Source organism: Paracoccus ravus (assembly GCF_004522175.1).
Lineage (GTDB): Bacteria > Pseudomonadota > Alphaproteobacteria > Rhodobacterales > Rhodobacteraceae > Paracoccus > Paracoccus ravus.
This window is the reverse complement of the sequence record NZ_SDEB01000035.1, coordinates 1-26671: the sequence shown is the minus strand read 5'-3', so window position 1 is coordinate 26671 and position 26671 is coordinate 1. Positions and strand designations below refer to the sequence as shown.

General features: G+C 65.5%; 25 protein-coding genes, 1 tRNA gene and 2 pseudogenes. 9 read left to right on the top strand and 19 right to left on the bottom strand.

Features of this window, described 5'->3' with window-relative positions; genetic code table 11:
• Positions 1 to 107: 107 nt before the first annotated feature.
• On the bottom strand, positions 108 to 1220 hold the full coding sequence (locus ESZ60_RS18600) for a relaxase/mobilization nuclease domain-containing protein (protein WP_134682198.1): 1113 nt from the start codon (positions 1218 to 1220) through the stop codon (positions 108 to 110).
• Complete coding sequence (mobC, locus tag ESZ60_RS18595) at positions 1217 to 1621, bottom strand: plasmid mobilization relaxosome protein MobC (RefSeq protein WP_134682197.1); 405 nt, start codon at positions 1619 to 1621, stop codon at positions 1217 to 1219. The genes ESZ60_RS18600 and mobC overlap by 4 nt, the downstream gene beginning before the upstream one ends.
• Before the next feature lie 489 nt (positions 1622 to 2110).
• Between mobC and ESZ60_RS18590 the strand changes: the two genes are divergently transcribed.
• Positions 2111 to 2186, top strand: a tRNA-Ile gene (locus ESZ60_RS18590).
• Positions 2187 to 2282: 96 nt separating this feature from the next.
• Here the strand turns inward: ESZ60_RS18590 and ESZ60_RS18585 are convergent.
• Positions 2283 to 3086: a glycosyltransferase gene (locus tag ESZ60_RS18585; protein WP_167620226.1), complete on the bottom strand. Its 804-nt coding sequence runs from the start codon at positions 3084 to 3086 to the stop codon at positions 2283 to 2285.
• A 203-nt stretch (positions 3087 to 3289) separates the two neighbouring features.
• On the opposite strand from ESZ60_RS18585, the gene ESZ60_RS18580 reads away from it, so the two are divergent.
• Entirely contained in the window at positions 3290 to 3640 is a 351-nt protein-coding gene (locus ESZ60_RS18580; protein WP_134682195.1) for a RidA family protein, read from the top strand.
• A gap of 73 nt (positions 3641 to 3713) precedes the next feature.
• Here ESZ60_RS18580 and ESZ60_RS18575 read toward each other — a convergent pair whose 3' ends face one another.
• The 10 genes from ESZ60_RS18575 to ESZ60_RS18535 all read right to left on the bottom strand — a co-directional run bounded on the left by ESZ60_RS18575 (position 3714) and on the right by ESZ60_RS18535 (position 14668).
• Positions 3714 to 4421, bottom strand: a complete 708-nt coding sequence (locus ESZ60_RS18575; RefSeq protein ID WP_134682194.1) for an alpha/beta fold hydrolase — start codon at positions 4419 to 4421, stop codon at positions 3714 to 3716.
• Positions 4422 to 4577: 156 nt separating this feature from the next.
• Positions 4578 to 5741: a lipid-A-disaccharide synthase gene (gene lpxB / locus ESZ60_RS18570; RefSeq protein WP_134682193.1), complete on the bottom strand. Its 1164-nt coding sequence runs from the start codon at positions 5739 to 5741 to the stop codon at positions 4578 to 4580.
• 55 nt (positions 5742 to 5796) lie between these two features.
• On the bottom strand, positions 5797 to 6594 hold the full coding sequence (locus ESZ60_RS18565) for an LpxI family protein (RefSeq protein WP_134682192.1): 798 nt from the start codon (positions 6592 to 6594) through the stop codon (positions 5797 to 5799).
• On the bottom strand, positions 6591 to 7376 hold the full coding sequence (gene lpxA / locus ESZ60_RS18560) for an acyl-ACP--UDP-N-acetylglucosamine O-acyltransferase (protein WP_134682191.1): 786 nt from the start codon (positions 7374 to 7376) through the stop codon (positions 6591 to 6593). The genes ESZ60_RS18565 and lpxA overlap by 4 nt, the downstream gene beginning before the upstream one ends.
• A complete protein-coding gene (gene fabZ / locus ESZ60_RS18555; RefSeq protein ID WP_134682201.1) occupies positions 7369 to 7848 on the bottom strand; it encodes a 3-hydroxyacyl-ACP dehydratase FabZ in 480 nt (159 codons plus the stop codon). The genes lpxA and fabZ overlap by 8 nt, the downstream gene beginning before the upstream one ends.
• A 74-nt stretch (positions 7849 to 7922) precedes the next feature.
• Positions 7923 to 10028 (bottom strand): hypothetical protein, encoded by a 2106-nt coding sequence (locus tag ESZ60_RS18550; protein WP_134682190.1) that lies wholly within the window; start codon positions 10026 to 10028, stop codon positions 7923 to 7925.
• Positions 10025 to 10864 carry a DUF4159 domain-containing protein gene (locus ESZ60_RS21810; RefSeq protein ID WP_342365252.1) on the bottom strand — a complete coding sequence of 280 codons (840 nt, stop codon included), beginning with the start codon at positions 10862 to 10864 and terminating at the stop codon, positions 10025 to 10027. The genes ESZ60_RS18550 and ESZ60_RS21810 overlap by 4 nt, the downstream gene beginning before the upstream one ends.
• On the bottom strand, positions 10861 to 12801 hold the full coding sequence (locus ESZ60_RS18545) for a BatA domain-containing protein (RefSeq protein ID WP_342365251.1): 1941 nt from the start codon (positions 12799 to 12801) through the stop codon (positions 10861 to 10863). The genes ESZ60_RS21810 and ESZ60_RS18545 overlap by 4 nt, the downstream gene beginning before the upstream one ends.
• The gene (locus ESZ60_RS18540; protein ID WP_134682189.1) at positions 12801 to 13670 is read right to left on the bottom strand and encodes a DUF58 domain-containing protein; all 870 of its coding nucleotides are present in this window, start codon (positions 13668 to 13670) and stop codon (positions 12801 to 12803) included. The genes ESZ60_RS18545 and ESZ60_RS18540 overlap by 1 nt, the downstream gene beginning before the upstream one ends.
• Positions 13667 to 14668, bottom strand: coding sequence for an AAA family ATPase (locus tag ESZ60_RS18535; protein ID WP_134682188.1), 1002 nt, complete (start codon positions 14666 to 14668; stop codon positions 13667 to 13669). The genes ESZ60_RS18540 and ESZ60_RS18535 overlap by 4 nt, the downstream gene beginning before the upstream one ends.
• A gap of 62 nt (positions 14669 to 14730) precedes the next feature.
• On the opposite strand from ESZ60_RS18535, the gene ESZ60_RS18530 reads away from it, so the two are divergent.
• Positions 14731 to 15276 carry a DUF1285 domain-containing protein gene (locus ESZ60_RS18530; RefSeq protein WP_134682200.1) on the top strand — a complete coding sequence of 182 codons (546 nt, stop codon included), beginning with the start codon at positions 14731 to 14733 and terminating at the stop codon, positions 15274 to 15276.
• A 1-nt stretch (position 15277) separates the two neighbouring features.
• Complete coding sequence (locus ESZ60_RS18525; protein ID WP_134682187.1) at positions 15278 to 16033, top strand: hydroxypyruvate isomerase family protein; 756 nt, start codon at positions 15278 to 15280, stop codon at positions 16031 to 16033.
• A 22-nt stretch (positions 16034 to 16055) separates the two neighbouring features.
• Here the strand turns inward: ESZ60_RS18525 and ESZ60_RS18520 are convergent.
• The 5 genes and pseudogenes from ESZ60_RS18520 to ESZ60_RS18500 form a co-directional block, all read right to left on the bottom strand.
• Positions 16056 to 17473, bottom strand: a pseudogene (locus ESZ60_RS18520) (IS5 family transposase).
• 118 nt (positions 17474 to 17591) lie between these two features.
• Positions 17592 to 19931: an aldehyde dehydrogenase family protein gene (locus ESZ60_RS18515; RefSeq protein ID WP_134682186.1), complete on the bottom strand. Its 2340-nt coding sequence runs from the start codon at positions 19929 to 19931 to the stop codon at positions 17592 to 17594.
• 4 nt (positions 19932 to 19935) lie between these two features.
• A complete protein-coding gene (deoC, locus tag ESZ60_RS18510) occupies positions 19936 to 20883 on the bottom strand; it encodes a deoxyribose-phosphate aldolase (RefSeq protein ID WP_134682185.1) in 948 nt (315 codons plus the stop codon).
• 10 nt (positions 20884 to 20893) lie between these two features.
• A complete protein-coding gene (locus ESZ60_RS18505) occupies positions 20894 to 21553 on the bottom strand; it encodes a DUF1523 family protein (RefSeq protein WP_134682199.1) in 660 nt (219 codons plus the stop codon).
• Positions 21554 to 21563: 10 nt separating this feature from the next.
• Complete coding sequence (locus tag ESZ60_RS18500; protein ID WP_134682184.1) at positions 21564 to 21845, bottom strand: hypothetical protein; 282 nt, start codon at positions 21843 to 21845, stop codon at positions 21564 to 21566.
• A gap of 146 nt (positions 21846 to 21991) precedes the next feature.
• Between ESZ60_RS18500 and ESZ60_RS18495 the strand changes: the two genes are divergently transcribed.
• From ESZ60_RS18495 to ESZ60_RS18475, 5 genes are all read left to right on the top strand, one after another.
• A complete protein-coding gene (locus ESZ60_RS18495) occupies positions 21992 to 22285 on the top strand; it encodes an FtsB family cell division protein (protein WP_134682183.1) in 294 nt (97 codons plus the stop codon).
• Positions 22286 to 22421: 136 nt separating this feature from the next.
• Positions 22422 to 23435, top strand: a complete 1014-nt coding sequence (gene pdhA / locus ESZ60_RS18490; protein ID WP_134682182.1) for a pyruvate dehydrogenase (acetyl-transferring) E1 component subunit alpha — start codon at positions 22422 to 22424, stop codon at positions 23433 to 23435.
• Positions 23436 to 23448: 13 nt separating this feature from the next.
• Positions 23449 to 24810, top strand: coding sequence for a pyruvate dehydrogenase complex E1 component subunit beta (locus tag ESZ60_RS18485; RefSeq protein ID WP_134682181.1), 1362 nt, complete (start codon positions 23449 to 23451; stop codon positions 24808 to 24810).
• A 12-nt stretch (positions 24811 to 24822) separates the two neighbouring features.
• On the top strand, positions 24823 to 26118 hold the full coding sequence (locus tag ESZ60_RS18480; protein ID WP_134682180.1) for a pyruvate dehydrogenase complex dihydrolipoamide acetyltransferase: 1296 nt from the start codon (positions 24823 to 24825) through the stop codon (positions 26116 to 26118).
• A 205-nt stretch (positions 26119 to 26323) separates the two neighbouring features.
• Complete coding sequence (locus ESZ60_RS18475) at positions 26324 to 26536, top strand: DUF1153 domain-containing protein (RefSeq protein WP_245155778.1); 213 nt, start codon at positions 26324 to 26326, stop codon at positions 26534 to 26536.
• Here ESZ60_RS18475 and ESZ60_RS18470 read toward each other — a convergent pair.
• Positions 26536 to 26671, bottom strand: a pseudogene (locus ESZ60_RS18470) (integrase core domain-containing protein); the annotation flags it as partial. The gene ESZ60_RS18475 and the pseudogene ESZ60_RS18470 overlap by 1 nt on opposite strands.

Genomic DNA, 26671 nt, shown 5'->3' with positions numbered 1-26671 from the left:
CGCTGCTGCGCGACCTTGCTCGCGGCATCACGCGGCGGTCCCCTCTTCACTGTCGATGACTGTCCCATCGGCTGTTCCTCCTTCCCGAAAATAGCACGGAAAGAAGGTTAAGTGGACAGCTGGCGTTCGATCACCGTTTGCTTTTCGGCGCGGTCGCGCGCCTGCGCTCTGGCGATCTCGGTCTCGTTTTCCTGCCTGATCTTGCGGTTCTTGCCGGTGATCCAGCCCCAAAGGCCTTTCAGGCCGCGTGGCGTGCGCGCCGCCCATTTGCGTTCCTCATCCAGCCAGCGCTCTTGTTGCTGGGTCTTGAGCCCGTCCCGCACTTGCCGGTGGCGCTGTACCATTTGCTCGCGCTGGAACTGCGCGGCCAGGCCAGCCTTCTCGGCTCTAGCCTGTTCTTCCTGCATCCATGCCTGCAGCTTGGGCGTCAGTTTCTCCGCGATCCGCGCCTTGGCCTCATCGAGCGACGGCAACTCCCGCGCATCCCCCAGCCGCTCTTTGAGCTCTTTCGCCTTCGCGCCAACGCTGCGGCTAAGCGAATAAATCTCACCGCGCCAATCCACAGCGACGTAACCGCGCTTGTCACCGCGAGCGAGGAAATAGCCGCGTTCGCGCAGCGCCGCCTCAAACGCTGCGCGATTGTCGGAACCGTTCCAGCATTCCTGCAATGTCTGCTTGATGGCCTTCGGGTCTTGGTGCGTGCGTTTGGCCTGTTGCCATTCCTCGCGGGTGAAGCTGAACGGATCGCGCTGGCGCTGATCGCGGAAGCCCTTGGGCATTTCCCAGCCATGCTCAAGGTAGAGGTCGCGCGCGATGCCGTTCAGCGCGCGTTTGTAGAAAGGCAAGTTGATGGCCTTCATCTCCTCGCCGTCAATCCGGCTCCAGACGGCATGAGCATGGCGGCGGCCTTCCTTCTCGTGAAAGACTATTGCGCGGGGCTGGCCTTCCAGGCCGAGTTGCTGCTCGATCCTGCCGATGGCCTGCTCGAACGCTTCGACCGGCACATCTTCATGCTGGGGCGGGCTGAGCGAGAGCGAGAACAGATGTTTCTGGCAGCGCGTGCCCTTGGCGATAGCCTCGCTTTCGTGCATCGCGCCAAACAGATCGTCCGCAGCGAAGCCACGCAGATCATGAAGCTCGATATGCTCGTTCTCGCTCCCGCGCATCAGATGGTTTGCCAGTTCGCGCCCGTTCCCGCGTTCATTGCCTTTCAGGATCATGGCGCGCCTCCATCCATGCCGAGCGCACGCAGCAACTCGGCGCGGATCGCCATGACTTCCTGGCAAGCCTGTTTGATTTCCTCTTCGGTCTCGGGATGCACAGGCAGCGTGCCGGTATTCACCGCCCGCGCCAACTGGTTGAGGTTCTGCGAGAGCCGCGACCCACCAAGCGCGGCCAGCACCCTCGCCAGCGCCTGATGGTCGGCCAGCGGCTTCGCACCACGCCGCCGCACCTTCGGCAGATCACCCTCGAACAGCTTGGCTTTGATATACGCGCCCAGCGGCACGCCGTTGGCAGCCTCTTCCAGCTTCGCCCGTTCCTCGAAGCTGAGCCGCAACGAGAACGGCGGCGGGGTCTTGCCCTTGGCTATCGGATTGAAATTATGGCGCGATTTCGTCATTTTCGCACCGCAGATCGTTCAGATCATACTGTGCGAGATGTGCTTCCCACTCTTGCAGAGTGTCAAAGAGGGTGTTCCAATCTTTTCCCTCTAGGCGCACCAGATCATCCCCTTGATATTTAGATCTTTTCTGCCTGTCAGGCGCATTGCCAGTCGCCGCATGGCGATAGACGCCGGCCGGCGGAAATTGTTCCTTTCTGATCCCTTTGTCGCTTTGGCGCAGGACAATACGGGCGCGGTTTCATCGCTCTCATCGCGCCTTATGACGATCGCGGCCAGGCCCAACCTGCCCGAGGATTTGAGATCGATCGCCCCCAGCTGCCTCACGATCTAACTGCCGATGGATCCGCGAAAGCGGACCGATGCTGGCAGTGAAGTGCCGGAACTACGGCCCGGAGCGCCCGCGCGCTGCAAGCCCGCATCTGCATCGAGCGCCTGCGTCGCTCGGCGCTTGACCTGCCGACCCCTGCCGGTTTAGGTCACGGACGGGGGCGCGTAGCTCAACGGTCAGAGCAGGGCGCTCATAACGCCTTGGTTGGGGGTTCAAATCCCTCCGCGCCTACCAACTCCGGAACCTTTGCCACTTGTCACACACCCGATCCGGCACATCCGGTGGCGGGTTCCGGCATGGGTGGCGATCATCTTGCCTCGTGCCGCCGGCTCACATGAACCCGGCAAGATCCTTTGCCTGATCCGACAGGAACGGAAAAAAGCGCTCCAGCAGATCGTCGCGCTGGCGCGGCGAAAGCTTGCTCATGCCGCGCTGGCCGGGCCGGAACATGCTGTCATTGCCGTCATGCTTGGTCACAAGCGCGCAGCCACCGGGAATGACGAGCGAGGCAAAGCGCCGTCCCAGCGACAGATGCCCGAACCGGAAGATCGATTCACTGTGACGCAAGGCCGGACCCGCGCTCATGAATGGCAGCCGCTTCAGGAATGCGCTGCCGCCCGCGTCACCCGTCTGCACGAACAGCACATTGCTGAAGCTCAGCGAAAAAGGCTGATCCAGAGGGGCCAGAGCCTCGCTGAACTGGCGCATCTTTTCGACATAGTCGAAGGACACACAATCATCGTCATCCAGCCGGAACTGCAATGCCTGATCGTATGTCAGGCCAAGTTCCTGAAAAAGCCGCTCCTGCGCCTTGGCGGTGTTGATGATCGGAAAGAACCGCAGCGAAACCTGCGGATGCGGGGCACAGATGGCACTGAGCCGCTCTCGATAGCCTGCCGGCATGAGTTCCGAGGCCAGGACGAGGAAATGAAAATTCGGATCCGACTGACCGGCCATCGAAGCCAGCGTCAGATGCTCGAATGTCGCCAACCGGGCTTCAAGCCGCTCGGGCCTGAACAGCAACTCGGCCTGTTTGGCATAGACCCGTTCGGCCTCTTCGTCCGAAATGCCGCGAAACGCCTTCCAGTCGCCGCGCCCGAGCAGGGAAAACCTGCAAATTCCAACGACATCCATGCTCATCCCTCGGCTTGCGACGCGGCCCGATCTTGCGGGGCGGCACCTGATGCGATGCCCCGTGGCGACGATGCCGTCAGTTCTTCCGGATATCAACGGCTTGATCGCGATGAGGCTTGGGATTGATCGTGCCGCGCAGCTTTGGCATGACGGTCCGGCTATCTGCCGGCAATTCTAGCCGGAACCAAATGAAAGGAAGCCCCATGTCCGACATCACCCGCATCGAGACCGGCGCCCGCATGAGCCAGGCCGTCATTCATAACGGCACCGTCTATCTGGCAGGCCAGGTCGGCAAGCCCGGCGACAGCGTGACCAACCAGACCGTTGAAGTTCTGGCCCAGATCGACCGCCTGCTCGCCGAATGCGGAACGGACAAGACCCGCATCCTCTCGGCCCAGATCTGGATGGCCGACATGTCCGATTTCGCCGAGATGAACGCGGTCTGGGACGCCTGGGTCCCGGCCGGTCATGCCCCCGCCCGCGCCACCGGCGAATCGGCGCTGGCGACCCCCGATTACAAGGTCGAGATCATCGTGGTCGCCGCTCAGAACTGAGCCTGACACCTGCACCACTGGCGGCGCGCGGGGCCAAGACCTCGCCGCCGCCCCCTCCGCCGGGACGCGCGCATCACGCTCTGGCGAGATGACGCCGCGCCGGGACCGACAGATACCCGCCGGAAATGAGATCCTCATTCCAGGGACCGGCAAGGGCATGGTCAAGAACCGCAGACAATTGGCCCTTGTCCTTGAGATGCGGCGCAACATTGTGCTTCACGCCCTTCAGGACATAGTGCCGCGCATTCTCGAGATCGGGAAATCGTCGCCAATGGCGGCGGTCCTGCGGGAATCCTCCGTTCAAGGTGGTGTAAAGCGTATGCGGATTGAAGGCCCCGTCGAGGCTCGGATGCTGCCAGACCGTGATCGCGCGACGATAGCTGCGCCATCGCCGCTCATCCGGCAGGACCGCGGGCGAGACGGAATATTGCGCGGCGATCGCCACACATCTTTCGGCATTCAGGGGCGTGCTGAAGAGAATGGCCAGAAACCCGCCCATGCTGTTGCCAAGCGTCAGAATGGGCCGTCCCGCAGCCAGAGCGGTGATCCGCGCCACGATGCCGGGCAGATCGAGACCGTTTCCCCAGCTTCGCTTGCGGTCGATGACCGATACGAGAACCCCATGGCGCGAGGCGGATCCGGCAAACTCGACCTGCTGGACGTCGATCCCGCCCATGCCATGCCCGACGCCGGTAAAGCTGACGATGACCTTTTCAGCCTCGGCGATGCGGGACATATCGGCGGTGACCAGGCAATTTTCATCCTCGACCAAGACCTGCATCCGATCACATCACCGCCCTTGGGCGACCTCCGCTTTCCTCATGACTGGCTGCAAGGATGATGCGATTTCGTCAGAGATGACAAGACGCAGCCAAGAAAAGCGCGTGGCGCGCCGGATCGGGCACGATGCCGCTGTGGCATCGCCGTGCGGCCGGGATCATCCCGCCCGCCGCTCGGCACCCATCGCCGCCATGACCGAGCGGGCCGCGCGCATCCCCGGAGCCTCGCCGCCGCGGCCCAGCCGCTCCATCGTCAGCGTCATGGCGTCGTGCTGCGCGGCGCGGGCCTTGGGGTTTTCGATCAGGTCGTAGAGCGCCTTGGACATCGGCCCGGGTTGGCATTTGCGGCCAAGGAATTCGGGCACGACGCGGCTTTCGCTGACGAGGTTCACCAGCGTCACCGTATCGGTCTTGAGCAGCAATCCGATCAGCGCCCGGCTCAGCGGCGCGACGTCATATCCGATCACCATCGGCACGTCATTTGCAGCCAGATCAAGGCTGACCGTCCCCGAGGCCGCCAGCGCCAGATCGGCCGCGGCAAAGGCGGCGCGCCGCTCATCGGCATTCTCGACGACGATGGGGGCGGTGGGCCAGCGCCGCGTCATGTCATGGACCAGCCCCGCGACGCCGCGCACCGTGGGGATCACCACGCGGATTTCGGGCACGCGGTCACGCAGCTGCATCAGCGCCTCGTCGAAACGTGGTCCGAGGCGCGAGACCTCGCCCCGGCGCGAGCCGGGCAGGCAAAGGATCAAGGGCGCGTCCGGCGCGATGCCATGCGCCTCGCGGAATGCCGCGCCCTGCGCCTTATCGGCGAGGGGGGCGGTGGCAATCGGATGACCGACGAAATCGCAACTCATGCCCGCGGCCTGCATATAGGGCGGCTCAAAGGGCAGGATCGCCAGCACATGGTCGATGACCTTGGCCATTTTCTGGGCCCGGCCCGAGCGCCAGGCCCAGACCGAGGGTGCGACGTAATGGATCGTGCGCAGATCCGGCATCAGGGCGCGGGCCTCGCGCGCGACGCGCAGGCAGAAATCCGGGCTGTCGATGGTGATCAGCACATCGGGCCGGGCCTCGGCGACGGCCAGCGCCGTCTGGCTGATCCGGGCCTTGAGCTGGCGGTATTTCGGCAGCACCTCGACGATGCCCATGACCGAAAGTTCTTCCATCGGGAAAAGGCTTTCGAGGCCCTCGCCCGCCATGGCCGGGCCGCCGACGCCAAGGAACTCGGCCGCCGGGTCCAAGCGTTTCAGCCCGTCCATCAATGGCCCGCCCAGATTGTCGCCCGAAGGCTCGCCCGCGATCACAAAGAACTTCATCACCCTGCCCCACTGGCCGTCTCATGCGGGCCGCGGACAGTGCCGCGGCCAGCCGTCATGCCCGGGACCAGAGAAACAGCCCGGCTTCCTTGGCGGCGGCGATAGCCGCCTCGCGTTCCAGCAGGATCGCGCTGCCCGCCTCCCATGCGATGCCGCCAAGCCCCGCGGCGGCGGCCTGTCGCACGGTATCGGGACCGATGGTCGGCAGGTCGATGCGACGGTCCTGACCGGGTTTCGGCGCCTTGTAGAGAACGCCTTTGGCCCCGTTCGGATCCGGCTTCAGCCCGGCATGAAGCGCCGCGAATTCCAGCATAGCCTGGGTGCCCGGCAGCGCCTCGACGGCAAGGCAAAGCCCCTGCGCCACCACGGCCCCCTGCCCCACATCCAGAGGACCGATGCCGCGCACGATCTCGGCGGCGCGGGCGGCGTCCTTCTGGTCGCGCGGGCCGGGCTCGCCTGCCAGCACGCCCTCGGAGGGGACCAGCTCCGGCAGTACCTCATCGACCGAGACGATATGGATGCCCGCCTCTTCGAACACGTCCAGAACCGCGCGCAAGGCTGCGTCATCGCCCGATTGCATCCCCATCAGGATGCGCGGCACGATGGCCATTGTGCGGGGATCAAACAGGTCGGGCTCGATCCGGGGACGCCGGATCGCGCCCGCGAAAACCGCCTGCGTCACGCCCTGATCGGTCAATTCCTCAAGGAAAGGGACAAGGCGTTCCAGCCGGAAGGGCCGGGCCTCGACCTCGGGGTTCAGGTGATCCAGCGCATAGATGAGCGGCGCGTCCAGTGCTGCGGCGACGGCCGAGGCCAGACGCCCCTCGCCCGCGATCAATGCGATGCGGCTCATGAACGGGGGGCCAAAAAGTTGCGGTCCGAGGGACCAAGGATAAAGTCCAGCACTTCGCGCACCATCGGATCGGTTTCCTCCTCGGCCATCTGGCGGGCGGCGTCGCGAAAGCTGCCCTCGCCCAGACGCGAGAGCATATGGCGCAGCGCGTGCAATTCCTCGCGCGAGGCACCGCGGCGCTTCAGCCCGACGAAATTCAGCCCGTCAAGCTGCCCGCGCGGACCCTGCACCAGACCAAAGGGGATCACATCCGCCGTCACCATGGTCAGCGCGCCAATCATGGCGCCGCGCCCGATGCGGACGAATTGATGAACACCGGCAAGCCCGCCGATGGTCACGTCATCCTCGACGACGCAATGGCCGGCCAGAGCGGCATGGTTCACGATGGTGACGCGATTGCCGACCTGACAATCATGCGCGACATGGCTGCCCGCGAGGAACAGCCCGTCATCGCCGACGCGGGTGATGCCGCCGCCGCCTTCGGTGCCGGGATTCATCGTCACATGTTCGCGGATGCGATTGCGCGCGCCGATCACCAGTCGGCTGCGCTCGCCCTTGAACTTGCGGTCCTGCGGCACTTCGCCAATCGAGGCGAAGGAGAAAATCTGCGTCTCCTCGCCGATCTCGGTCTCGCCTGTGACGACGACATGGGATTTCAGCACCACGCCCGCCCCGAGGGTGACCTCGGGACCGACGACGCAGAACGGCCCGATCTCGCAGCCCGCGCCGATCCTGGCGGCGGGGTCCACGACGGCCGAGGGATGGATCAGGGTCTCAGCCATTGTCACCACGGTTCAGCATGGCCATGACCTCGGCCTCGGCGGCAAGAACGCCGTTGACCATGGCGCGGCCTTCGAATTTCCAGACCTTGCCGCCGCCGCGCAGCGTGGTCATGTGCAGTTCCAGCACATCGCCCGGCACGACCTTGTTGCGGAAACGGCATTTGTCGATGGACATGAAATAGGTGCCCATGCCCTTGTCGGCCAGATCGAGGCTGACACCGACCAGAACGGCGGCGGCCTGGGCCATGGCCTCGATGATCAGCACGCCCGGCATGACGGGCTCCTGCGGGAAATGGCCCTCGAAATGGGGCTCGTTCGAGGTCACGTTCTTGACCCCGACGCAGCTTTTCATTGGCACGATGTCGCGCACCTTATCGACCAGCAGGAACGGGTAGCGATGCGGCAAAATGCGCTTGATCGTGGCCAGATCGACTTCGGTCGGCGGGATATAGGTGGTCTCGTCGGCGGCCATGAGCGGTTCGGTCCTTTGCAAGTCTTTCCGCGATTGCCTAGCAATCAGGCGCGGAATTGGCAAGTTTGCCGTCCCTAGCCCCGCCGCAGACGCAGCGAGCGCCCCTCGGCCAGCCAGCCGGCTAGCGCCAGCCCGGCGACCAGCACAAGCCATGCCCAGCCCGGCAGCAGCGGCCGGTGGGTCATGCCCGTGGTCGACGTGGCACCGCGTGGCGTGATTGCGATCCAGTTGCGCGAAATCCCCTTTCCATGGGCCTGCCGTCCCTCGCGCACCGCGCGCAGATCGGGGATGCCCTGCGACAGATTCAGCACTGCCCCGCGCGTCTTTTCCGCAAGCGGCGCCAGCAGATCGCCCGAGGCGACGGTTTCCTCGAATTCCCTTGGCGCGGCGGGCCCAAGGGCCATCACGCGGCTGATCTCGCCATCGGTCATCCGGTAGAGCCCCGCGCCCGGCGCGGTCCAGCGCGCGGTGAACCGGCCCGGGCCCGCGGGCGCAAGCTCGACCGTATCGGTCTGGCCGTCGGGGCGGGTGATGCGGACGGGACGGGCCTCGGGCGACATGCTGCGCCGGGTGATCGTCACGGCCAGCCCCTCGGCGACATCGGCAAGCAGCGCCTCTTCTTCCAGATCGGGCTCCTTCATCGACCAATGCGCGATGCGCCGCAGCAATTCGAGCTGCGGCCCGCCGCCCTCGAAGCCGCGGCCCCAAAGCCAGACCTGATCCGAATTCAGCATCGCGACCCGCCCCTTGCCGACCCGGTCGAGAATCAGCAAGGGCTGCCCCTCGGCCCCGGTCAGGACGACCTGCGCGCCCGGCTCGGGGATGACCTGAGACATACGCAGCCATCGTCCCCAATGGCTTGCCTCGCCCTCGCGCGGGGCGCCGCTCAGTCCCGCGGTCACCGGATGGCGCTCGCCCTCGGGGCTGAGCCGCGGCAAGTAGGGCTCTTCATAGATCCGCCCGGTCGGACGGCCCGGCAGGATGGTCCCCAAGGGCGACAGGTTCAGGCTTTCCACCGTGGACATTTCCGGCCCGGCCGAGACCAAGACCGCGCCCCCCTCTTCGACATAGCGGCGGATATTGTCGAAATATTGCGGCATCAGGATACCGCGCACCCGATAGCGGTCAAAGATGATCAGGTCGAAATCGCGGATGCGCTCAAGGAACAATTCCTGCGTCGGAAAGGCGATCAGCGACATCTCATCGACCGGCACGGCGTCCATCTTGTCCGGCGGGCGCAGGATGGTGAAATGGATCAGGTCCAGATTGGCATCCGATTTCAGAAGGTTGCGCCATGTCCTTTCGCCCGGATGCGGCTCGCCCGAGACCAGAAGCACGCGCAGCCGGTCGCGCACGCCCTGGATCTGCAAGGCGGCCGCATTGTTGCGGTCGGTCAGTTCGGGGATGTCCGCCTGCGGCGCGTCGAAGCCGATCGAGACGACATTCTGCCCGGCATGGCGCGGCACGACCGGAATATCCAGCGAGACATCCGGCGGCAGGTCCAGACTGCGCAGATCCTCGCCGTCTATGCTGATATGCAACCGCGCCGGGGCCGAGGCGATGGCCTCGGGAACGCGGCCCTGATCCTCGATGCGGACGCGGATCGAGATCGGCTGGTCGATCAGCCCGTAAGCCGGCGCTTCCTCGATGACGAGCCGTCGGTCCCAATCCTCGGGGCGGCCGGTCAGCAAGAGATGGACCGGCGCGGGCGCGTCTGCGGGGATCATTGCGGGGTCATGGGTCAGCCCGTCGCTCACTGCGATGATGCCCGCGACCCGGGTCTGCGGCTCGGCGGCCAGCGCCTTGGTGATCGCGGTTCCCAGCAGGCTGCCATCGGGATCGTCGCCCAGCGTCACCCGGCGGATTTCCGTCCCCGGCAGGGCCAGCGCCTGACTTTCGAGCCGGGCCAATGCGGCATCGACCTGCGCGGCACGACCCGGCAGGCTTTGGCTTGCGCTCCGGTCGTCGATCAACAGCAGGATATCGCTGAGCGTCTCGCGGATGCCGGTTTCCAGCGCCGGCCCCGCCAGAGCGGCGGCGGCGGCCAAACCCGCGAGCCCGCGCAGCGCCCAGCCGCGCAGCCCGCGCCACCAGGACCACAGCGCTACGACCAGCGCCAAGAGCGCGACCGTGGCGATCACCGGCCAAGGCAGCAGCGGATCAAAGCCGATGGCGGTCATTGCATCACTTCCTCGCGCCGCAGCCGTTCGAGCAGCGCGGGCACATGGACCTGATCGGATTTGTAATTCCCGGTCAGCACATACATGATCAGGTTCACGCCGAAACGATAGGACATCTCGCGCTGGTTCTCGCCGTCCAGCCCCGAGCCGACGCTGTAAAGCGGCAACCCGTTCTCCCCGATGGCCCAGGCCTCGGCCCAGGCATTGCCGCCGATGATCACCGGTGTCACCCCGTCATTGAGCTTGCGGAAAGGCGCGCCCTCGGCGGCCTCTTCCGCCGAGGCGGGGGCTTCGGCCCAGATCTCGCGCCCGCCATAGCGGCCGGGGAAATCCTGCAGCAGATAGAAGCTGCGCGTCAGAACGTGATCCGCCGGAACCGGAGCCAGCGGAGGCACATCGAGCGGCGCGGCAAGCCGGCGCAGCGCCTCGGTCCCGTCCGGCCCGCCCAGCCCGGCAATGTCGCCGTCCCGGGTGTCGAAGAGGATCATGCCGCCCGAGCGCAGGAAGCGGTTGAGCCGCAGATAGGCCTGCGGCGAGGGCATGGGCTGGCTCTCGGTGACCGGCCAGTAGAGAAATGTCAGCAGCGACAGATCGTCCTGATCCAGACGGATCCCGATGGGCGCGCCGGGTTCGACCGTCGTGCGATCCGTCAGCACCTGCGATATGCCGCGCAGCCCGGCCTCCGACGCCGTGTCTACCGGCCCCTCCCCGGTCACGACATAGGCCAAAGCCACCTCGTCGGCGGCCGTAACCAGACGGGGATCGGGCGGCTCCTGCGCCTGTGCAGCCGCGCCAAGGCCCAGCCCTAAGACGGCGAGAAGCGCTTTTACGATCATGCCGTCACCCCCCGATTGCGGCGCAGCCCGCCCCGCGCGAGCCAGGCGCTGCCCAAGGCGTCAAGCGCGAAGAGCACCGCCGCCGCAAGGAGCAGCCAGCCGCGCAGATCGATGCCCTGCGGCGCGGAGCCGCGTTCGATCTGGGCACCCGGCCAAGCGGCCGGATCAAGCGGGCGTCCGGCATTCAGCGCCGCGATTCGCTCACCACTGCGGTAAAGCCCTGCGGGAATGCCCGGCGCGGTGCCCTTGCCAAAGCTTTCGGCGGGAACGGGGACCGGATCCTGTGGCTCCAGCGCGCGGCCAAACCCGTCCAGATGCAAAAGCGGCGTCCAGAATACGTCCTGCCCGGCCTGTGCGTCGGGAGTTGCGGCACCGGCACGGGCGGTTTGGACCAGTCGGTCCAGCATCTCGACGAAAAGTCCCGAGATCGCCAGATTGGACCATTCCGCATTGGCCGTGGTGTGAAACAGCACGACCTGTCCCTGCCCGATGACCGCGCGGGTGACCAGCGGCGTGCCGTCGCTGAGCCCCGCCAGCGTCCGCTCGGCCAGATCGGGCGAGGGTTCGGCCAGAAGCTGCGCGCGGATCGTGGCATCGGGGGGCACGGACAGACCGGCAAAAGGGCCGTCCGCGGGGAAAGCATGAATATTGCGCGGCTCGCCCCAACTCAGCGCGCCGCCGATATCGCGCCCGCCCGCCCGCAAGCGCACCGGCAGCAAAGCTTCATCGGCCAGATATTGCGAGCCGCCCATGCGCGGACCCGAGAAACGGATCAGCAATCCACCCTCCGCGACCCATTCCTGCAGATCCTCGCTTTCAGGCAGGGCGATCTGATCGACCAGCACCACCACATCGGGTGCGGCCTGCAGCATGTCGGCCAGTCCACCCTCGATCAGATCGGTGCGGGGGGCCAGCGCGCGACGCAGGTAATGCAGGGGCGACAGCAGTCTCTGGCCTTCATTCGCGCGCGCGTCACCGACCAAGGCGACCTTGCGGCGGCGGGTGCTGTCATCGGCCAGAACCACGGCGCCCGCGGAATCCTGCCCCTCGATCTCGAAGCGGGTGATGCGGTTGCGCAGTTCCGAGGGCAGGTCGATCGGCACCGGACGGCTCGTGCTGCCGCCTCCCGCCGCGACCGGCGGGCCCGGCTCGAGCCGGGCCAATTGGCGCGGCGTGCCCTGCGGATCCGTGCCGATGGCCAGCACCGCAGGCGGCGCGATATCCCCGCTCAGATGCATGCGCAGCGCGGGCTGATCGCCTGCGACCGCCTCAAGCGCAAGGCGCGGCCGCGGTGGAGGAACGACGGTGACCGTCCCCCGCCGCTGCAAGGCGGATAAAAGCGCCCCGCGGCCCGGATGGTCGATCCCGTCGCTCAGCCAGAGCGTGGACAGGCCCGAAGCGGGTGCCGCGGAAAGCAGTTGCGCCATATCCGTGGGATAGGCCGTTTCCCAGGCAGCGGGCTGACTTGCGCGAAGCTGCGCGGCAAGAATATCGGCGGGCTCAAAGGGCAGGATCCCCTTGGCACTGCCATCCGCGAGCAGCAGCGCCGAGGGCTGCCCCGCCGCCGAGGCCCGCTCCAGCGCCCGGATCGCCCGTGCCTGACGCTCGGCCCAGTCCGGCGCGGCCGCCCAGCCCGCATCCATGACGACCATCAGCGGCCCCTGCGCGGCCTGCTCGGGCGCGGGTTTCCAGACCGGCCCGGCAAAGCCGAGGATCAGCGCCGCGATCGCCAGAACGCGAAGCAGCAAGAGCCACCAAGGCGTGTGCCGCGCCACCGGCTGCGCGTCGCGCAGGCCCAGAAGCAGCCTCGTGCCGGGGAATTTCTGCAGCCGCGGCGCGGGCGGCATGGCCCGCAGGATCAGCCAGATCACCGGCAAAGCAAGCAGTCCGGCCAGTAGCCAGGGCGCCAGGAAACCGATGGGGCCAAGCGTCAGCATCAGCCCTCCAGCACCGACCAGAGCCATAGGAGCGCCTGCGCCGGGGGCATGGCGGTGTCGTGAAACCCGAAATGCCAGCCTGCGCCCATCGCGGCCCGGGACAGCAGTTCGCGCCGCTCGGCCAGCCGGGCCAGATAGGCCGCGCGCAGCCCGCCCGCGTCGCGCGTGTCATGACTGAGCGCGCCCGAGACCGAGCGAAACAGCACCGCCCCGCCATAGGGAAAGGCCTCTTCATCGGGATCGAGCACCTGCAGCATGGCACCGACGACGCCCATGCCCGCCGCGCGGGCCAGATAGGCCAGAACCGGCTCGGGATCGCCGAGAAAATCGTCAAAGAGGATCACGCGCTGGCCCGGTCGCAGGGCCGCGGCTGGGGGAATATCCTCATCCGAGGCCTGCGGGGTGCGGGCGACGAGCGCCTCTGCGATGCGCTCGCCCTGCATCCGTCCGGCGCGGGCCGGTTCTCCGGCCAATCCGACCCGCTCATCGCCCTGCAAGAGCGCCATGGCGAGCGCCAGCGCCAGCACTTCCGCGCGGGCGCCCTTGCTCGGCCGCGCGGCATGGCCAGAAAAGCCCATTCCTGCCGCCGCCGAGACCCAGATGACCGCGGATTGCGCGATCTCGGCCTCGCGGTCGCGGACGAATTGCCCGTCCGAACGAGCCGAGCGCCGCCAGTCGATGCTGCGCGCGCTGTCCCCCGGACCGGCCGGGCGGTATTGCCAGAAATCCTCGCCGATGCCTGCGCGCCGCCTACCATGCAGGCCCGAGGTCAGGCTGGCGGCCAGCCGTTCCGCCGAAAGCATCAAGGCGGGCAAACCGGCCGATGCCGCCTCGGCCCTTGCGCGCAGATCGGCGGCAGAACCGTTCACGCCGCCGCCGCCAACCGGTCGCCCAGCAGGCGCGAGATGACGCCCTCGATGGTCTCGCCGCGGGCGCGGGCGGCAAAGCCCAGCGCCATGCGATGGCGCAGGACCGGGGCGGCCATGGCCTCGACATCGTCGAGCGTCGGGGCGAATCGCCCGTTCAGCGCGGCCCGGGCCCGTGCGACCAGTGTCAGGGCCTGCGCGGCGCGCGGCCCCGGGCCCCAGACCAGCGTGTCGGAAATCCAAGCGGGGGCCTCGGGCGCGCCGGGACGGGCCGAGCGCACCAGGTCCAGGATCGCATTCAGCACCGATTCGCCCACCGGCATGCGCCGGATCAGCCCCTGCGCGGCGATCAGCCCGGCGCTGTCAAAGACCGGATGCGCCGCGCCCTGCAACACGCCAGTCGTTGCCAGCAGGATCGCGCGCTCCGTCTCGCGGTCGGGGTAATCGACATCGACCTGCAACAGGAATCGGTCCAGCTGCGCCTCGGGCAGAGGGTAGGTTCCCTCTTGCTCGATCGGGTTCTGAGTCGCCAGCACATGAAACGGACGGCCCAGCGGGCGATGCGCGCCGCCGATGGTGACCTCGCCCTCCTGCATGGCCTGCAGCAGCGCGGATTGCGTGCGGGGGCTGGCGCGGTTGATCTCATCGGCCATCAGCAGCTGGGTGAAGACCGGCCCCTCGATGAAGCGGAAGGCCCGGCTGCCATCGGGCAGCACGTCAAGCACCTCGGAGCCAAGGATATCGGCGGGCATCAGGTCGGGGGTGAATTGCACCCGCGCGCTATCAAGGCCCAGCACCGTCGAAAGCGTATCGACAAGCATGGTCTTGCCCAGACCTGGTTGCCCGACCAGAAGGACATGCCCCCCCGAGAGGATCGCCGACAGGACCTGCTCGACCACGGCGTGCTGCCCGACAAAGCGGCGCTCGACGCTGCTGCGGGCGTCATGCAATCGCGCCGTCAACTCGTGAATCTCTGAAACAAGTTTCTCGTCGTCCGCCATGACAATGCCTCATTTCTGATCTAGGACAGCATAGGATGAGGAATGACGAGGCTCCACAGGTAATGGGCGGAAAGACTGACAATCCCGTGAGTGCTGTGGCAGGTCTGGCAGAGGCGGCGGGCGCTGCCTCAAAAACAGGCCCGGCCCCGGTCCACCTCTGGGACCCGCCCTATTGCGGCGAGATCGACATCGAGATCCGCGCCGACGGGACATGGTATCACGAGGGTAGCCCGATCGGACGGCCCGCTTTGGTGCGGCTTTTCGCCTCGATCCTGAAACGCGAGGGCGAGCGTCACTACCTGGTCACGCCAGTGGAAAAGCTCGGCATCAAGGTTCAGGACGCGCCATTCGTCGCCGTCGATGCCGAGTTGGGCGCGACCATCCTTTTCACCACCAATCTTGGCGATCAGATCGCGGCCGGCCTGGACCATCCGGTCACCGTCCGGGGCACCTCCGATACCCCCCGCCCCTACCTTCATGTGCGGGCCGGACTGATGGCCCTGATCGACCGCAAGACTTTCTATCGCCTTGCCGAATTTGCCGAACCTGATGAACTCGGGCGCATGGTTCTGCGTTCGGGAAATGCGGTATTTCCGCTGGAGCCATGACATGGCGCGCTTTGCTGCCAATTTGACCTATCTCTTTACCGAACTCCCCATGGTCCAGCGTTTCGCCGCCGCACGTCGCGCGGGTTTCGACGGGGTGGAGATCCTTTTTCCCTATGACCTCGCGGTCAAGCAGCTGGTCGCCGCCGCGGCCGCGGAGGGGCTGGAATTCGTGCTGATGAACGCGCCGCCGCCGAACTGGGCGGGTGGTCCGCGGGGCTTTGCCGCGAAACCGGGGGGCGAGGCGCGCTTTCGCAGCGATTTCGACCGCGCCCTGCGCTTCGCCACCGCCCTGCGAACGCGGCATATGCATGTCATGGCCGGCCGCGCCGAAGGCATTGATGCCCGGCGCACCCTGGTCGAGAACCTCAAATGGGCCGCCGCCCGTGCCCCGCAACTCAGCCTGACCATCGAGCCGATCAACAACCGCGACAATCCCGGATATTTCCTCGACAGTTTCGATCTTGCCGGAGAGATCGTCGCCGAGGTCGGTGCGCCCAATCTGGGCCTGCAATTCGACGCCTATCAGGCACAGATGATCCATGGCGAGATCCTGCCCTTCTGGGAGCGGCTCGCCCCCATCACCCGACATGTCCAGATTGCGGGCTGGCCGGGCAGGCACGAGCCCGATACCGGTCAGATGGATCTGCGCCGCTTCATGCGCGCGCTTGAGGCCAGCGGTTACGACGGCTGGGTCGGGGCCGAATATCTGCCGATCACCTCGACCAATGCCGGGATGGGCTGGCTACGCTCGGCCTAATAGGTCCGGCCTGAACAACCTTTCATGCGGCGATTGTGGCCGGGATGGGGGGATTTTTCTGGCAGAGGATCGCCGCGACCAACTGCAGGAACAGCGACAAAAGCGCCCTTAGATGAGCCAGGATCTTGCGGATATTGTGGCCGCAGGCACAGAGAATGGCGAAGACGGCATCGCCGATGCGCCCCTTCAGCGGGCATCTGGCGAGGCGTCCGTCGGTCTTCATGTGTCCGATCTCCGGCTCGATGGCACTTCGTCGCCTGAGGAGCTTTGCCGGGAGCGGGGTAATGCCGCGTCTCGTGCCGCCGATCAAAAGCTTGGTGGTGCTGACGCCGTGGCCGCGATAGCCGCGGTCCACGACGGCAAGATCGGGGACTTGGTCAGTCAGGATGGCGACCTGCTCCAGCGCGGGTGCCGAGGTGTGGCCATCATAGGGGTTGCTGGGAAAGCTGCGGGCACCGACGACAAAGCCCTCATCGATGGTCGTGGCGAGGCTGACCTTGGTGCCGAATTTGTAGCGGACCCTCGCCTTGCCCTTGGAGATGCAATCGACCTCGGGCTCATGCAGGGAATAGATCTTGTCCTTGCTCTTCGGGGTCTGTTCGAGCAGGCGGCCGACCAGCCAGAGCGCCTCCAAGGCCCTGTCACGCAAGGCTCCTTCGGGAAAGTCCTGCAAATGCCGGCGCAGATCGCGGCGGATCCTCCCTTGAGCTGGCGCAGGGCCTTGCGCATGCGCTTGAATTGCCGGGCATGGGCATAGCGCCCCACCTGGGCGGCGAGACGCGGGGCAAGCCGCGCGTAGCTCTGGCGCAATTCGATCCCGGCCTCCTTCGCCAGGCCGACCAGCAGCGCCCGGGCGCGCTCGTAAAGCCGCGCGTCCGTCGGATGGGCGATATTGTTCTTCGGGGCTTACGCGGCCCCATCTGGGGCCACGGTCCCCTGCGAACTCCATGACGGTCGTGTCGACCGCCACGCGCCTCAGGCTCTTGTTGCTGACCGCGCCAGAGGCCCGGCCCGCCTCGATGGTCTTGGTCAGAAGCCATTCCACCCGTTCGGCGGCATGCTCGGACCGTTGGCGCATCCCGCCTCACTCGCCGACGCGCTTGCGCCAGCGGGTCAGCGAGGACGGGTCGCCCGGAGGGCGGTGCTGGAAGAACGTCTCGCCTGTGAAGTGCTGGTAGTAGGGGTTCTCGACCCAACGGGCGATGACCGCCTCGTCCGACAGCTTGAAGGCATGCTGCAGATACATCAGCCCCGCGACCAGGCCAGCGAGGTTGCCGGTCGACCCTGGCGCGAGGGGAAGAAGCTCGCCCATTCCCGTGCGAAGAAATCCCAGTCGATGAGCGCCGCGAGTTTCACCAGTTCATGGCGGGCGGCGATCATCTCGAGCAGCCGCGGGCGCAGCAGGTCATCCTGTTCAGGGACGCGGGAATGGGGCTTCATCGGTGACCTGGAAATCGCAAGGTTTCTGCACAAAGCATACGAAACCCTGCGATCCAACGCGAACAATTCCGCAGCTTCATCACATAAAATCAATGCACTGAGACTTGTTCAGGCCGGGCTAATAGGCCGCGCTGCCGGTTCCGGCGGGCAATGCGCCAAAGGGCAGCCAGATCGTCTTGGTCCGAACCGCCGCACGCAGAAAACCTCGGCCCTGCGCTGCGGGGCCTGTCCAGTCGCGGGGTTCGGGCGACCAGACCGGGATCAGCGTTTCGGCAGCGGCGCGCTCGATCGCGAGGCGGGTTTCGCCCTGCCCGACCTGCCATATGGCATTGACGCCGTCATGGCCGGCCAGCGCACGGCCCAGATCCTCGCGCGGGCCGGTGACGATATTCACCACACCCGCCGGCACATCCGAGCAGGCCAGCACCTGCGCCAGCGTCAATGCGGCCATCGGCTGATCCTGCGAAGGCACGGCCACGACGGCGTTCCCCATCGCGATTGCCGGGATCAGCAGCGCCATTAGCGCCGCCAGCGGGGCAGCATTGGGCGCGACGACCCCCATGACGCCATGCGGCTCGTGCTGGACATGGGTCAGGTGACCGGGCTTGGCGGCGATACTCGCGCCGTCGAACTTGTCGGCGAAACCGGCATAGAAAAAGCAACGCCGAATGGCGGCCTCGACCTCGTCCCCAGAAGCATAACCCGCGAATTCCGAGCGTCTGAGCGCAAGGTTCTCGGCCAGGAAATAGAGCACCTGCGCGCGGCCATGGCCGCCCAGTCCTTGCCATTTTCCCAAGCCTGCCTGCGCCGCCTCGACGGCGTTGCGAATATCCTTGCGGCTGCCGATCGGGATCAACTCATCCTGCGCCAGATAGCTCGCGCCGCCATCGGGGCGCTTCTGCGCGCCGCCGATGTACAGCTTGACCGTGCGGTCGATGCCCTCGCCATCCCCTGCCTGCCCTTGCGGCGCGGGCGAAATCGCGGCGGGGGGCGGATCGCGCAGGATGTCAACGGCCGGAGCCGCGAGATAGTCCAGCATCCCCTCGCGCCCGCCCTCGCGGCCATAGCCGCTGTCACGCACGCCGCCGAAAGGGGCGCTCGCGTCGAAGACATTGGCGCAATTCACCCAGACCACGCCCGCCTTGACCCGCCCCGCCAGATCGGTCGCGACCGTCGCGCTTTCCGACCAGACCGAAGCCGCGAGGCCATAGACCGTGTTATTCGCCAGATCCACCGCCTCATCCGGCGTGCGGAAGGTCGAGAGCGTGGCGATGGGGCCGAAGATTTCCTGCCGTATCCCCGGATTGGCAGGAGCGATGTTCTTCAGGTAGCCCGGCTCGATGAAACAACCCTGCCGCGCCGCGCCGCCGACCAGCTCGGCCCCGGCCCCGGTCGCCTCGGCCAGAATCGACAGGATGCGGTCCTTTTGCACCGGATCGACGATCGCGCCGATATCGGTCGATTTGTCGAGCGGAGGGCCGACGCGCAGTTTCTCCATCCGGCGGCGCAAGAGGGTCTCGAAACGCTCGGCCACGGATTCGGCGACAAGGATGCGCGAGCCTGCGCAGCAGACCTGCCCCTGATTGAACCAGATCGAATCGACGACTCCCTCGACCGCGGCATCCAGATCGGCATCGGCCATCACGACAAAGGGCGATTTGCCGCCCAGTTCCAAGGTCAGCTTGCGACCCGTTCCGGCAAGCGCCCGGGCAATGCCGCGCCCGACCTCGGTCGAGCCGGTGAAGGCGATCTTGTCCACTGGCGCGGCGACCAGCGCGGCCCCGGTCTCACCGTCTCCGGTGACGATATTGACCACGCCCGCAGGCAGGCCGACATGGGCGCAGATCTCGGCAAAGGCCAGGGCGGTCAGCGGGGTGAACTCTGCGGGCTTCAGCACGACCGTATTTCCGGCAGCCAAGGCGGGCGCGACCTTCCATGCCAGCATCAGAAGCGGGAAGTTCCACGGGATGATCTGGCCGCAGACGCCGAGCGGCGCATGGCCGGGAAATTCAGAAGCCGCGATCTCGGCCCAGCCCGCGTGATGGTAGAAATGGCGCACGACCAGAGGCACATCGATATCGCGGCTTTCGCGGATCGGCTTGCCATTGTCCAGCGTCTCGAGCACCGACAGGAAGCGCTCGCGCTTCTGGATAGTGCGGGCAATGGCGTAAAGGAAACGCGCCCGGTCATGCCCGGCCATCGCGCCCCAGCCCCGCGCGGCGCGGCGGGCGGCGCGCACGGCCTTGGCCACGTCGCGCTCGGTCCCTTGGCTGATCTGAGCCAGTTCCACCCCGGTCGAGGGGTCGCGTGTCGCAAAGGTTTCGCCCGGCTTGGTGAAGCGGCCCGCGATGAAATGGCCGAAGCTGCCGCGCGCCGCCAGCCAGTCGCGCACCGCGCCCGCATCCTCGGTCGAGGGGCCATATTCCATGCTTTCCATGATCTCGCCTATGCTCGGCATCGCCCTACCCTGCTGCCAGCCGGTGCGAGGCGGCATAGCGCCCCGTCACGTGATGTGAAATCTGCCGCTCGATATCGCCTAGAAGCGAGCTGGCCCCGATCCGGAACAGGTCGGGCCTGAGCCAGTCGCGGCCCAGTTCTTCGCGCATCAGGATCTGCCAGTTCAGCGCATCCTTGGCGGTGCGCAATCCGCCCGCCGGCTTGAAGCCCACGGCGAATCCGGTCTGGTCGTGATAGTCGCGGATCGTGCGCAGCATGGTCAGGCTGACCGGCAGGGTCGCGTTGACCGGCTCTTTCCCGGTCGAGGTCTTGATGAAATCCGCGCCCGCCTGCATCGCGACATGGCTGGCCTTCGCAACATTTTCCAGTGTCTTCAATTCGCCCGTGGCAAGGATCGCCTTCATCAGCGCCGTGCCACATGCCTCGCGCATGGCACAAAGCTCATCGTAAAGCGCGGGCCAGTTGCCCCGCAGGACATGGGCGCGGGTGATGACGATGTCGATCTCATCGGCGCCCTGTTCGAGGGCAAAGCGGATCTCGGCAAGCCGCAGGTCCAGCGGCATCAGCCCGGCGGGAAAGCCCGTCGCGACCGAGGCGACCGGGACGCCACTGCCGACAAGCGCCCGTTTCGCCGCCGCGACCATGGTCGGATAGACGCAGACCGCGCCAGTGGTCAGGCCCTCGACGCCAAGCGCGGCCAATTGCCCGGCCTCGATCGGCGCGCGTGCCTTCGCGCATAGCCGGGCCACGCGATCCTCGGTGTCGTCGCCCGAAAGCGTGGTCAGGTCGATGCAGCGCACGGCGTTCAGAAGCCAGGCCGCCTGCCATTCCTTTTTCAGGCTGCGCCGGGCGGGCAGCGAGGCGGCGCGGCGTTCGCTGGCCGGGGTATTGATCCGCAGCCCCTCGAACCAGTCGAGGCGCAGTGCCGTGCCGGGATTGCGTTCTTGCGGCATCGCTTGCTCCTTACCGACCCTTCATCCCGTTCCACCAGCGGCTCAGGCGACCTCGGGCGCGGTCGCGGGCGGCATCGGCCCGTGCGTCGATCCGGTCCCAGGTCTCGTCCGCCGAGCGGATGGCGGGCTCGATGCTGCGCTCGTGGAACTGGTTCCACATCCGCCAGATCAGGAGCAAAAGCAGGCCCAGCACCAGCAGGATCAACACCGCCGGCCAGTTGAAGGGCCGCACATCCGGCCCCGCCACTGGCCGGATCGAGATTGCATTGGGATAGATCGAGAGCCATGACACCCGCCAGCCATAGGATGTCACGCTGACCCATTCCGGCGCCGCCGATGTCGATTTGCGATCCGTCGCCTGCGCATGCAGGTTCGAGCTGTCATATTTGAAATAGGGCGGCCAGATCCAGCCGGTATCCTCGTTGCGATAGACATAGGGCTTGCCGTTCACCCGCACCGTGTCGATGAAACGCACATCACGCTGGCCAGCCGCATTCTGCACCGTCCCGGTATCGGGCGAGGCATAGAAGATCGAATTCGCCCCGATCTCGGTCAGGCGGTTATAGGTATTGGTGATCCGCACCGTCTGCCGCGAAGGCAGCGCGTAGTCGAGGAAAAGAAAGACGGTGATGCCGAAGGCGACACCCAGGATAGTCAGGAACCAGCGCATCGCCTTCCTCTCATTCATAATTCACCAGCACGATGATCACCACGATGGTGACCAGCGGCAGGACGAGCACCAGCGCGACCAGTCGGGCGCGCAGCGTTTTGCCGAACCCGACCATCGAACGCCGGACGAATTCGCGCCGTTCCGCGGAATGTCCGGCCCGGTCGGGATGCCGACGGTCCCATTCCTTCTCAAGCGCCTCGCGGCGCGTGCTGCGAATGTAAACCGAGAGCAGGAAATAGAAAATCAGCTCGATCGCGAGAACCAGCCCGATCAGGCGCAACAGTGCCAACATCGTCAGGATCTTTCCCTTGCGCGAGGTGCAGTGGTCATGCCGCCATGGAAGGGGTTGGCGCGGCCAGTGTCAATCGCCCGCATTCGGGATTCCCCCCTGGCCCGGGCTGTGGCATCATCGCGGGCAAAACAACAGGAGCGGATTTGATGTCGGAACGCCTGTCGATCAGCGCCTTCGTCTTTTTCATCATCATGGCGCTGCTGGGCCTCTACTTCGCCTTTGCCGCCGTGCAGGGCCCGTCGGGCGTGCTGAGACGCGAACAGGTCAAGGCCGATACCCGCGAACTGGTGGCGCAGCGCGACAAGCTGCAAGCCGAGGTTGACCGGATGCGCAACCTGACCCGGCGGCTTTCCGATCAATATCTGGATCTCGACCTTCTGGACGAGCGCGCCCGCGACGTTCTGGGCTATCTTCGGCCGGACGAAATCATCATCCGCTGACGACCTGCCTGGCAAGGCTCTGCCGTCCGAAGCCATTTTGCGCATGCGCTCCAGATCGCCGGTTTACTTTTGCCGGAACTCCATTCTAGAAGTAGTTTAACGCTGAACTATCCTGCGCCTAGGAGGAGGACCACCCATGGTCAGAAAGCCCGCAGCCAAGGAAGTCCCGTCCAACATATCCAAGGACGAGCTTCTCAAATATTACCGCGACATGTTGTTGATCCGCCGATTCGAGGAAAAGGCGGGCCAGCTTTATGGCATGGGTCTGATCGGGGGCTTCTGCCACCTCTATATCGGTCAGGAAGCCGTCGTCGTCGGCCTCGAGGCCTGCTCGAAGGAAGGCGACAAGCGGATCACCTCCTATCGCGACCACGGCCATATGTTGGCTTGCGGCATGTCCGCGAATGGCGTGATGGCGGAATTGACCGGGCGCGAGGGGGGCTACTCCAAGGGCAAGGGCGGCTCGATGCACATGTTCAGCCGCGAAAAGCATTTCTATGGCGGCCACGGCATCGTCGCGGCGCAGGTGCCGCTGGGCGCGGGCCTCGCCTTCGCCGACAAGTACCTGGGCAATGACAATGTGACTTTCACCTATTTCGGTGACGGTGCGGCCAACCAAGGTCAGGTCTATGAGACCTATAACATGGCCGAGCTGTGGTCCCTGCCGGTGGTTTTCGTGATCGAGAACAACCAATACGCGATGGGAACCTCGGTCAAACGCTCGACCAAATCGACCAGCTTCTACGGGCGCGGCGCCGCTTTCGGCATTCAGGGCGAGCAAGTCGATGGGATGGATGTTCTGGCGGTCAAGGCTGCTGGCGAAAAGGCCGTGGCGCATTGCCGCGCGGGCAAGGGCCCCTACATCCTTGAAGTGATGACCTATCGCTATCGCGGCCACTCGATGTCGGACCCCGCGAAATACCGTTCGCGCGAGGAAGTCCAGAAGATGCGCGACGAGCGTGATCCGATCGAGAACGTGCGCGAGCTGCTTCTGACCGGCAACCATGCCAGCGAGGATGACCTCAAGGCCATCGACAAGGAAATCAAGGATATCGTGAACGAATCCGCCGAGTTCGCCAAGGAAAGCCCGGAACCCGCGCTTGAGGAACTCTGGACCGATATCTACGCCGAACTGCCGGCGAACGCCTGAGGGGAAACAAGAGATGGCAACCGAGATTCTGATGCCCGCTTTGTCGCCGACCATGGAGGAAGGCACCCTTGCGAAATGGCTGAAAAAAGAAGGTGATACGGTCAAGTCGGGCGATATCATCGCCGAGATCGAAACCGACAAGGCCACGATGGAATTCGAAGCCGTGGATGAAGGCATCCTTGGCAAGATCCTGATCGCCGAGGGCGCGCAGGGCGTGAAAGTGAACACCCCCATCGCCGTTCTGGTCGAAGAGGGCGAAAGCGCCGAGGACATCAAGCCCGCCGCAGCCGCCGCTGCCCCGGTCGAGGCGAAAGCCGAAGCCCCGGCCCCGGTCGCCGCAGCCCCGGTCGCCGCGAAAGCCGACCGCTCGCCCGACTGGCCGGAAGGCACCAAGATGAAGACCATGACCGTGCGGGAAGCCCTGCGCGAGGCCATGGAAGAGGAAATGACCCGCGACGAAACCGTCTTCCTCATGGGTGAGGAAGTCGGCGAGTATCAGGGCGCTTACAAGATCAGCCAAGGTCTGCTCGACAAGTTCGGCCCGCGCCGCGTCGTCGATACCCCGATCTCGGAAATCGGCTTTGCCGGGATCGGCACGGGCGCCGCGATGGGCGGGCTGCGCCCGATCGTCGAGTTCATGACCTTCAACTTCGCCATGCAGGCGATCGACCACATCATCAACTCGGCCGCGAAGACGCTCTACATGTCCGGCGGCCAGATGGGTGCGCCGATGGTGTTCCGTGGTCCGAACGGCGCCGCCGCCCGCGTGGGCGCTCAGCACAGCCAAGATTATGCGGCATGGTATGCCCAGATCCCCGGCCTGAAAGTTGTGATGCCCTATTCGGCGGCCGACGCGAAAGGTCTGCTGAAACAGGCGATCCGCGATCCGAACCCGGTGATCTTCCTTGAAAACGAGATCATGTATGGCCGCAGCTTCGAGGTTCCTGACCTTGAAGACTTCACCATCCCCTTCGGTAAGGCCCGCATTGCCCGCGAGGGCAAGGACGTGACCATCGTCAGCTTCGGCATCGGCATGAGCCACGCGCTGGACGCCGCCGAGAAACTGGCCGCCGAGGGCATCGATGCCGAGGTGATCGACCTGCGCACCCTGCGCCCGCTGGACTATGACAGCATCATCGCCTCGGTGCAGAAGACCAACCGCCTCGTCACGGTGGAAGAGGGCTTCCCGGTCGCCTCGATCGGCAACCACATCTCGGCCTATGTCATGGAAAACGCGTTCGATTACCTCGACGCGCCGGTGATCAACTGCACCGGCAAGGACGTGCCCATGCCCTATGCCGCCAACCTTGAGAAACTGGCCCTGATCACCTCGGACGAGGTCGTCGCGGCGGTGAAAAAAGTCACCTACAAGTAAGGGGATAGCGAGATGCCGACAGAAATCCTGATGCCCGCGCTCTCCCCCACGATGGAGGAAGGCACGCTGGCCAAGTGGCTGGTGAAGGAAGGCGACGAGGTGAAATCGGGCGATGTGATCGCCGAGATCGAGACCGACAAGGCCACGATGGAGTTCGAGGCCGTCGACGAAGGCAAGATCGGCAAGATCCTGATCGCCGAGGGCACCGCAGGCGTGAAGGTGAACACCGCCATCGCCGTCCTGCTCGAAGAGGGTGAAAGCGCCGCCGATATCGGCGCGGCCGCCGCGCCGAAAGCCGCCGCGCCCAAGGCCGAAGCTGCCGCCCCTGCCCCGGCAGCGGTCAGCGCCCCGGCTCCGGCTGCGCCCAAGGCCGCCGATGGCAACCGCATCTTTGCCTCGCCTCTGGCGCGCCGCATCGCGGCTGACAAGGGCATTGATCTGGCTGCGGTGACCGGCTCCGGCCCCTATGGCCGCATCGTCAAGGCGGATGTCGAAGGCGTGAAGCCCGGCGCGGCGAAACCCGCGACCGCAGCCGCCGAAGCCCCGAAAGCCGCCCCTGCCCCGGCAGCGGCTGCCGCTGGCCCGTCGACGGAAACCATTCTCAAGATGTATGCGGACCGAGAGACGACCGAGGTCGCGCTGGACGGCATGCGCCGCACCATCGCCGCGCGCCTCAGCGAAGCCAAGCAGACCATCCCGCATTTCTACCTGCGCCGCTCGGCCAAGCTGGATCCGCTGATGGAATTCCGCGCCATGCTGAACAAGCAGCTGGAAAGCCGCGGCGTGAAGCTTTCGGTCAACGACTTCATTATCAAGGCCTGCGCGCTGGCTTTGCAGGAAGTGCCGGATGCGAACGCGGTCTGGGCGGGTGACCGCATCCTGAAGCTGAAGCCCTCGGACGTGGCGGTTGCCGTCGCAATCGAAGGCGGGCTTTTCACCCCGGTCCTGAAGGACGCGCAGCAAAAGACGCTGTCGGCCCTTTCCGCCGAGATGAAGGATCTGGCGGCGCGCGCCAAGTCGAAGAAGCTTGCGCCACATGAATATCAGGGCGGCAGCTTCGCGATCTCTAACCTCGGCATGTTCGGAATCGAGAATTTCGACGCGGTAATCAACCCGCCGCATGGCGCGATCCTTGCCGTCGGCGCGGGCATCCCGACCCCGGTCGTGGAAAATGGCGAGGTCGTGGTGCGCAACGTGATGTCGATGACGCTGTCGGTCGATCACCGGGTGATCGACGGGGCGCTTGGCGCGCAACTGATGGAGCGCATCGTGAGCCATCTGGAAAACCCGATGGGCATGCTGGCCTGATCAGCGCCACTAGGGGAAGCCATTCGAAAAGGGGCCGCCGAGGCCAGCCCCTAAGATAAATGTTGAAGGCTTAAGGTGTCGGCAGAGATCTGTCGGCACTTTTTCCTTCCAATCGATAGGGCGCTGGTTGTAACTACCCTCCGATGTATCGACTCAGTGAAAATCTGCTCTTGCTACAAGGAGACAGGTAGCGATGAGTGGACCAGTGGAAGACAGCATCAATCGTTTGACGGCCAAGCGCAAATCAGCGCTGATGATCGAGATCCTACAAGGCAAGACAACGATGAACGAGGCCAGCCGAACTTATGATCTGACCCCGACGGAGATTGAGGGATGGGTCGATGATGCCCGCCGAGGCATGAAGAATGCCCTAAGAGCTGGTTTCAAAACCATGTTGTCAGCGCTCGAAAGCAGATGATGGCGCAGGCCAAGATGGGGCCTTTCGGTGTTGTAATGGACGAGCCACGCATCGAGATCGGCCTGCAACGCATCGACGGTTTCGTAGAAGGTCTCGCGCATCTTCACCCGGACAAACTCGTCCAGGACCGTACCG

Coding starts and splice junctions, on each gene's coding strand:
- ESZ60_RS18600 (WP_134682198.1), bottom strand. CDS start 1,220: ATGATCCTGAAAGGCAATGAACGCGGGAACGGGCGCGAACTGGCAAAC.
- mobC (WP_134682197.1), bottom strand. CDS start 1,621: ATGACGAAATCGCGCCATAATTTCAATCCGATAGCCAAGGGCAAGACC.
- ESZ60_RS18585 (WP_167620226.1), bottom strand. CDS start 3,086: ATGGATGTCGTTGGAATTTGCAGGTTTTCCCTGCTCGGGCGCGGCGAC.
- ESZ60_RS18580 (WP_134682195.1), top strand. CDS start 3,290: ATGTCCGACATCACCCGCATCGAGACCGGCGCCCGCATGAGCCAGGCC.
- ESZ60_RS18575 (WP_134682194.1), bottom strand. CDS start 4,421: ATGCAGGTCTTGGTCGAGGATGAAAATTGCCTGGTCACCGCCGATATG.
- lpxB (WP_134682193.1), bottom strand. CDS start 5,741: ATGAAGTTCTTTGTGATCGCGGGCGAGCCTTCGGGCGACAATCTGGGC.
- ESZ60_RS18565 (WP_134682192.1), bottom strand. CDS start 6,594: ATGAGCCGCATCGCATTGATCGCGGGCGAGGGGCGTCTGGCCTCGGCC.
- lpxA (WP_134682191.1), bottom strand. CDS start 7,376: ATGGCTGAGACCCTGATCCATCCCTCGGCCGTCGTGGACCCCGCCGCC.
- fabZ (WP_134682201.1), bottom strand. CDS start 7,848: ATGGCCGCCGACGAGACCACCTATATCCCGCCGACCGAAGTCGATCTG.
- ESZ60_RS18550 (WP_134682190.1), bottom strand. CDS start 10,028: ATGACCGCCATCGGCTTTGATCCGCTGCTGCCTTGGCCGGTGATCGCC.
- ESZ60_RS21810 (WP_342365252.1), bottom strand. CDS start 10,864: ATGATCGTAAAAGCGCTTCTCGCCGTCTTAGGGCTGGGCCTTGGCGCG.
- ESZ60_RS18545 (WP_342365251.1), bottom strand. CDS start 12,801: ATGCTGACGCTTGGCCCCATCGGTTTCCTGGCGCCCTGGCTACTGGCC.
- ESZ60_RS18535 (WP_134682188.1), bottom strand. CDS start 14,668: ATGGCGGACGACGAGAAACTTGTTTCAGAGATTCACGAGTTGACGGCG.
- ESZ60_RS18530 (WP_134682200.1), top strand. CDS start 14,731: ATGGGCGGAAAGACTGACAATCCCGTGAGTGCTGTGGCAGGTCTGGCA.
- ESZ60_RS18525 (WP_134682187.1), top strand. CDS start 15,278: ATGGCGCGCTTTGCTGCCAATTTGACCTATCTCTTTACCGAACTCCCC.
- ESZ60_RS18515 (WP_134682186.1), bottom strand. CDS start 19,931: ATGCCGAGCATAGGCGAGATCATGGAAAGCATGGAATATGGCCCCTCG.
- deoC (WP_134682185.1), bottom strand. CDS start 20,883: ATGCCGCAAGAACGCAATCCCGGCACGGCACTGCGCCTCGACTGGTTC.
- ESZ60_RS18505 (WP_134682199.1), bottom strand. CDS start 21,553: ATGCGCTGGTTCCTGACTATCCTGGGTGTCGCCTTCGGCATCACCGTC.
- ESZ60_RS18500 (WP_134682184.1), bottom strand. CDS start 21,845: ATGTTGGCACTGTTGCGCCTGATCGGGCTGGTTCTCGCGATCGAGCTG.
- ESZ60_RS18495 (WP_134682183.1), top strand. CDS start 21,992: ATGTCGGAACGCCTGTCGATCAGCGCCTTCGTCTTTTTCATCATCATG.
- pdhA (WP_134682182.1), top strand. CDS start 22,422: ATGGTCAGAAAGCCCGCAGCCAAGGAAGTCCCGTCCAACATATCCAAG.
- ESZ60_RS18485 (WP_134682181.1), top strand. CDS start 23,449: ATGGCAACCGAGATTCTGATGCCCGCTTTGTCGCCGACCATGGAGGAA.
- ESZ60_RS18480 (WP_134682180.1), top strand. CDS start 24,823: ATGCCGACAGAAATCCTGATGCCCGCGCTCTCCCCCACGATGGAGGAA.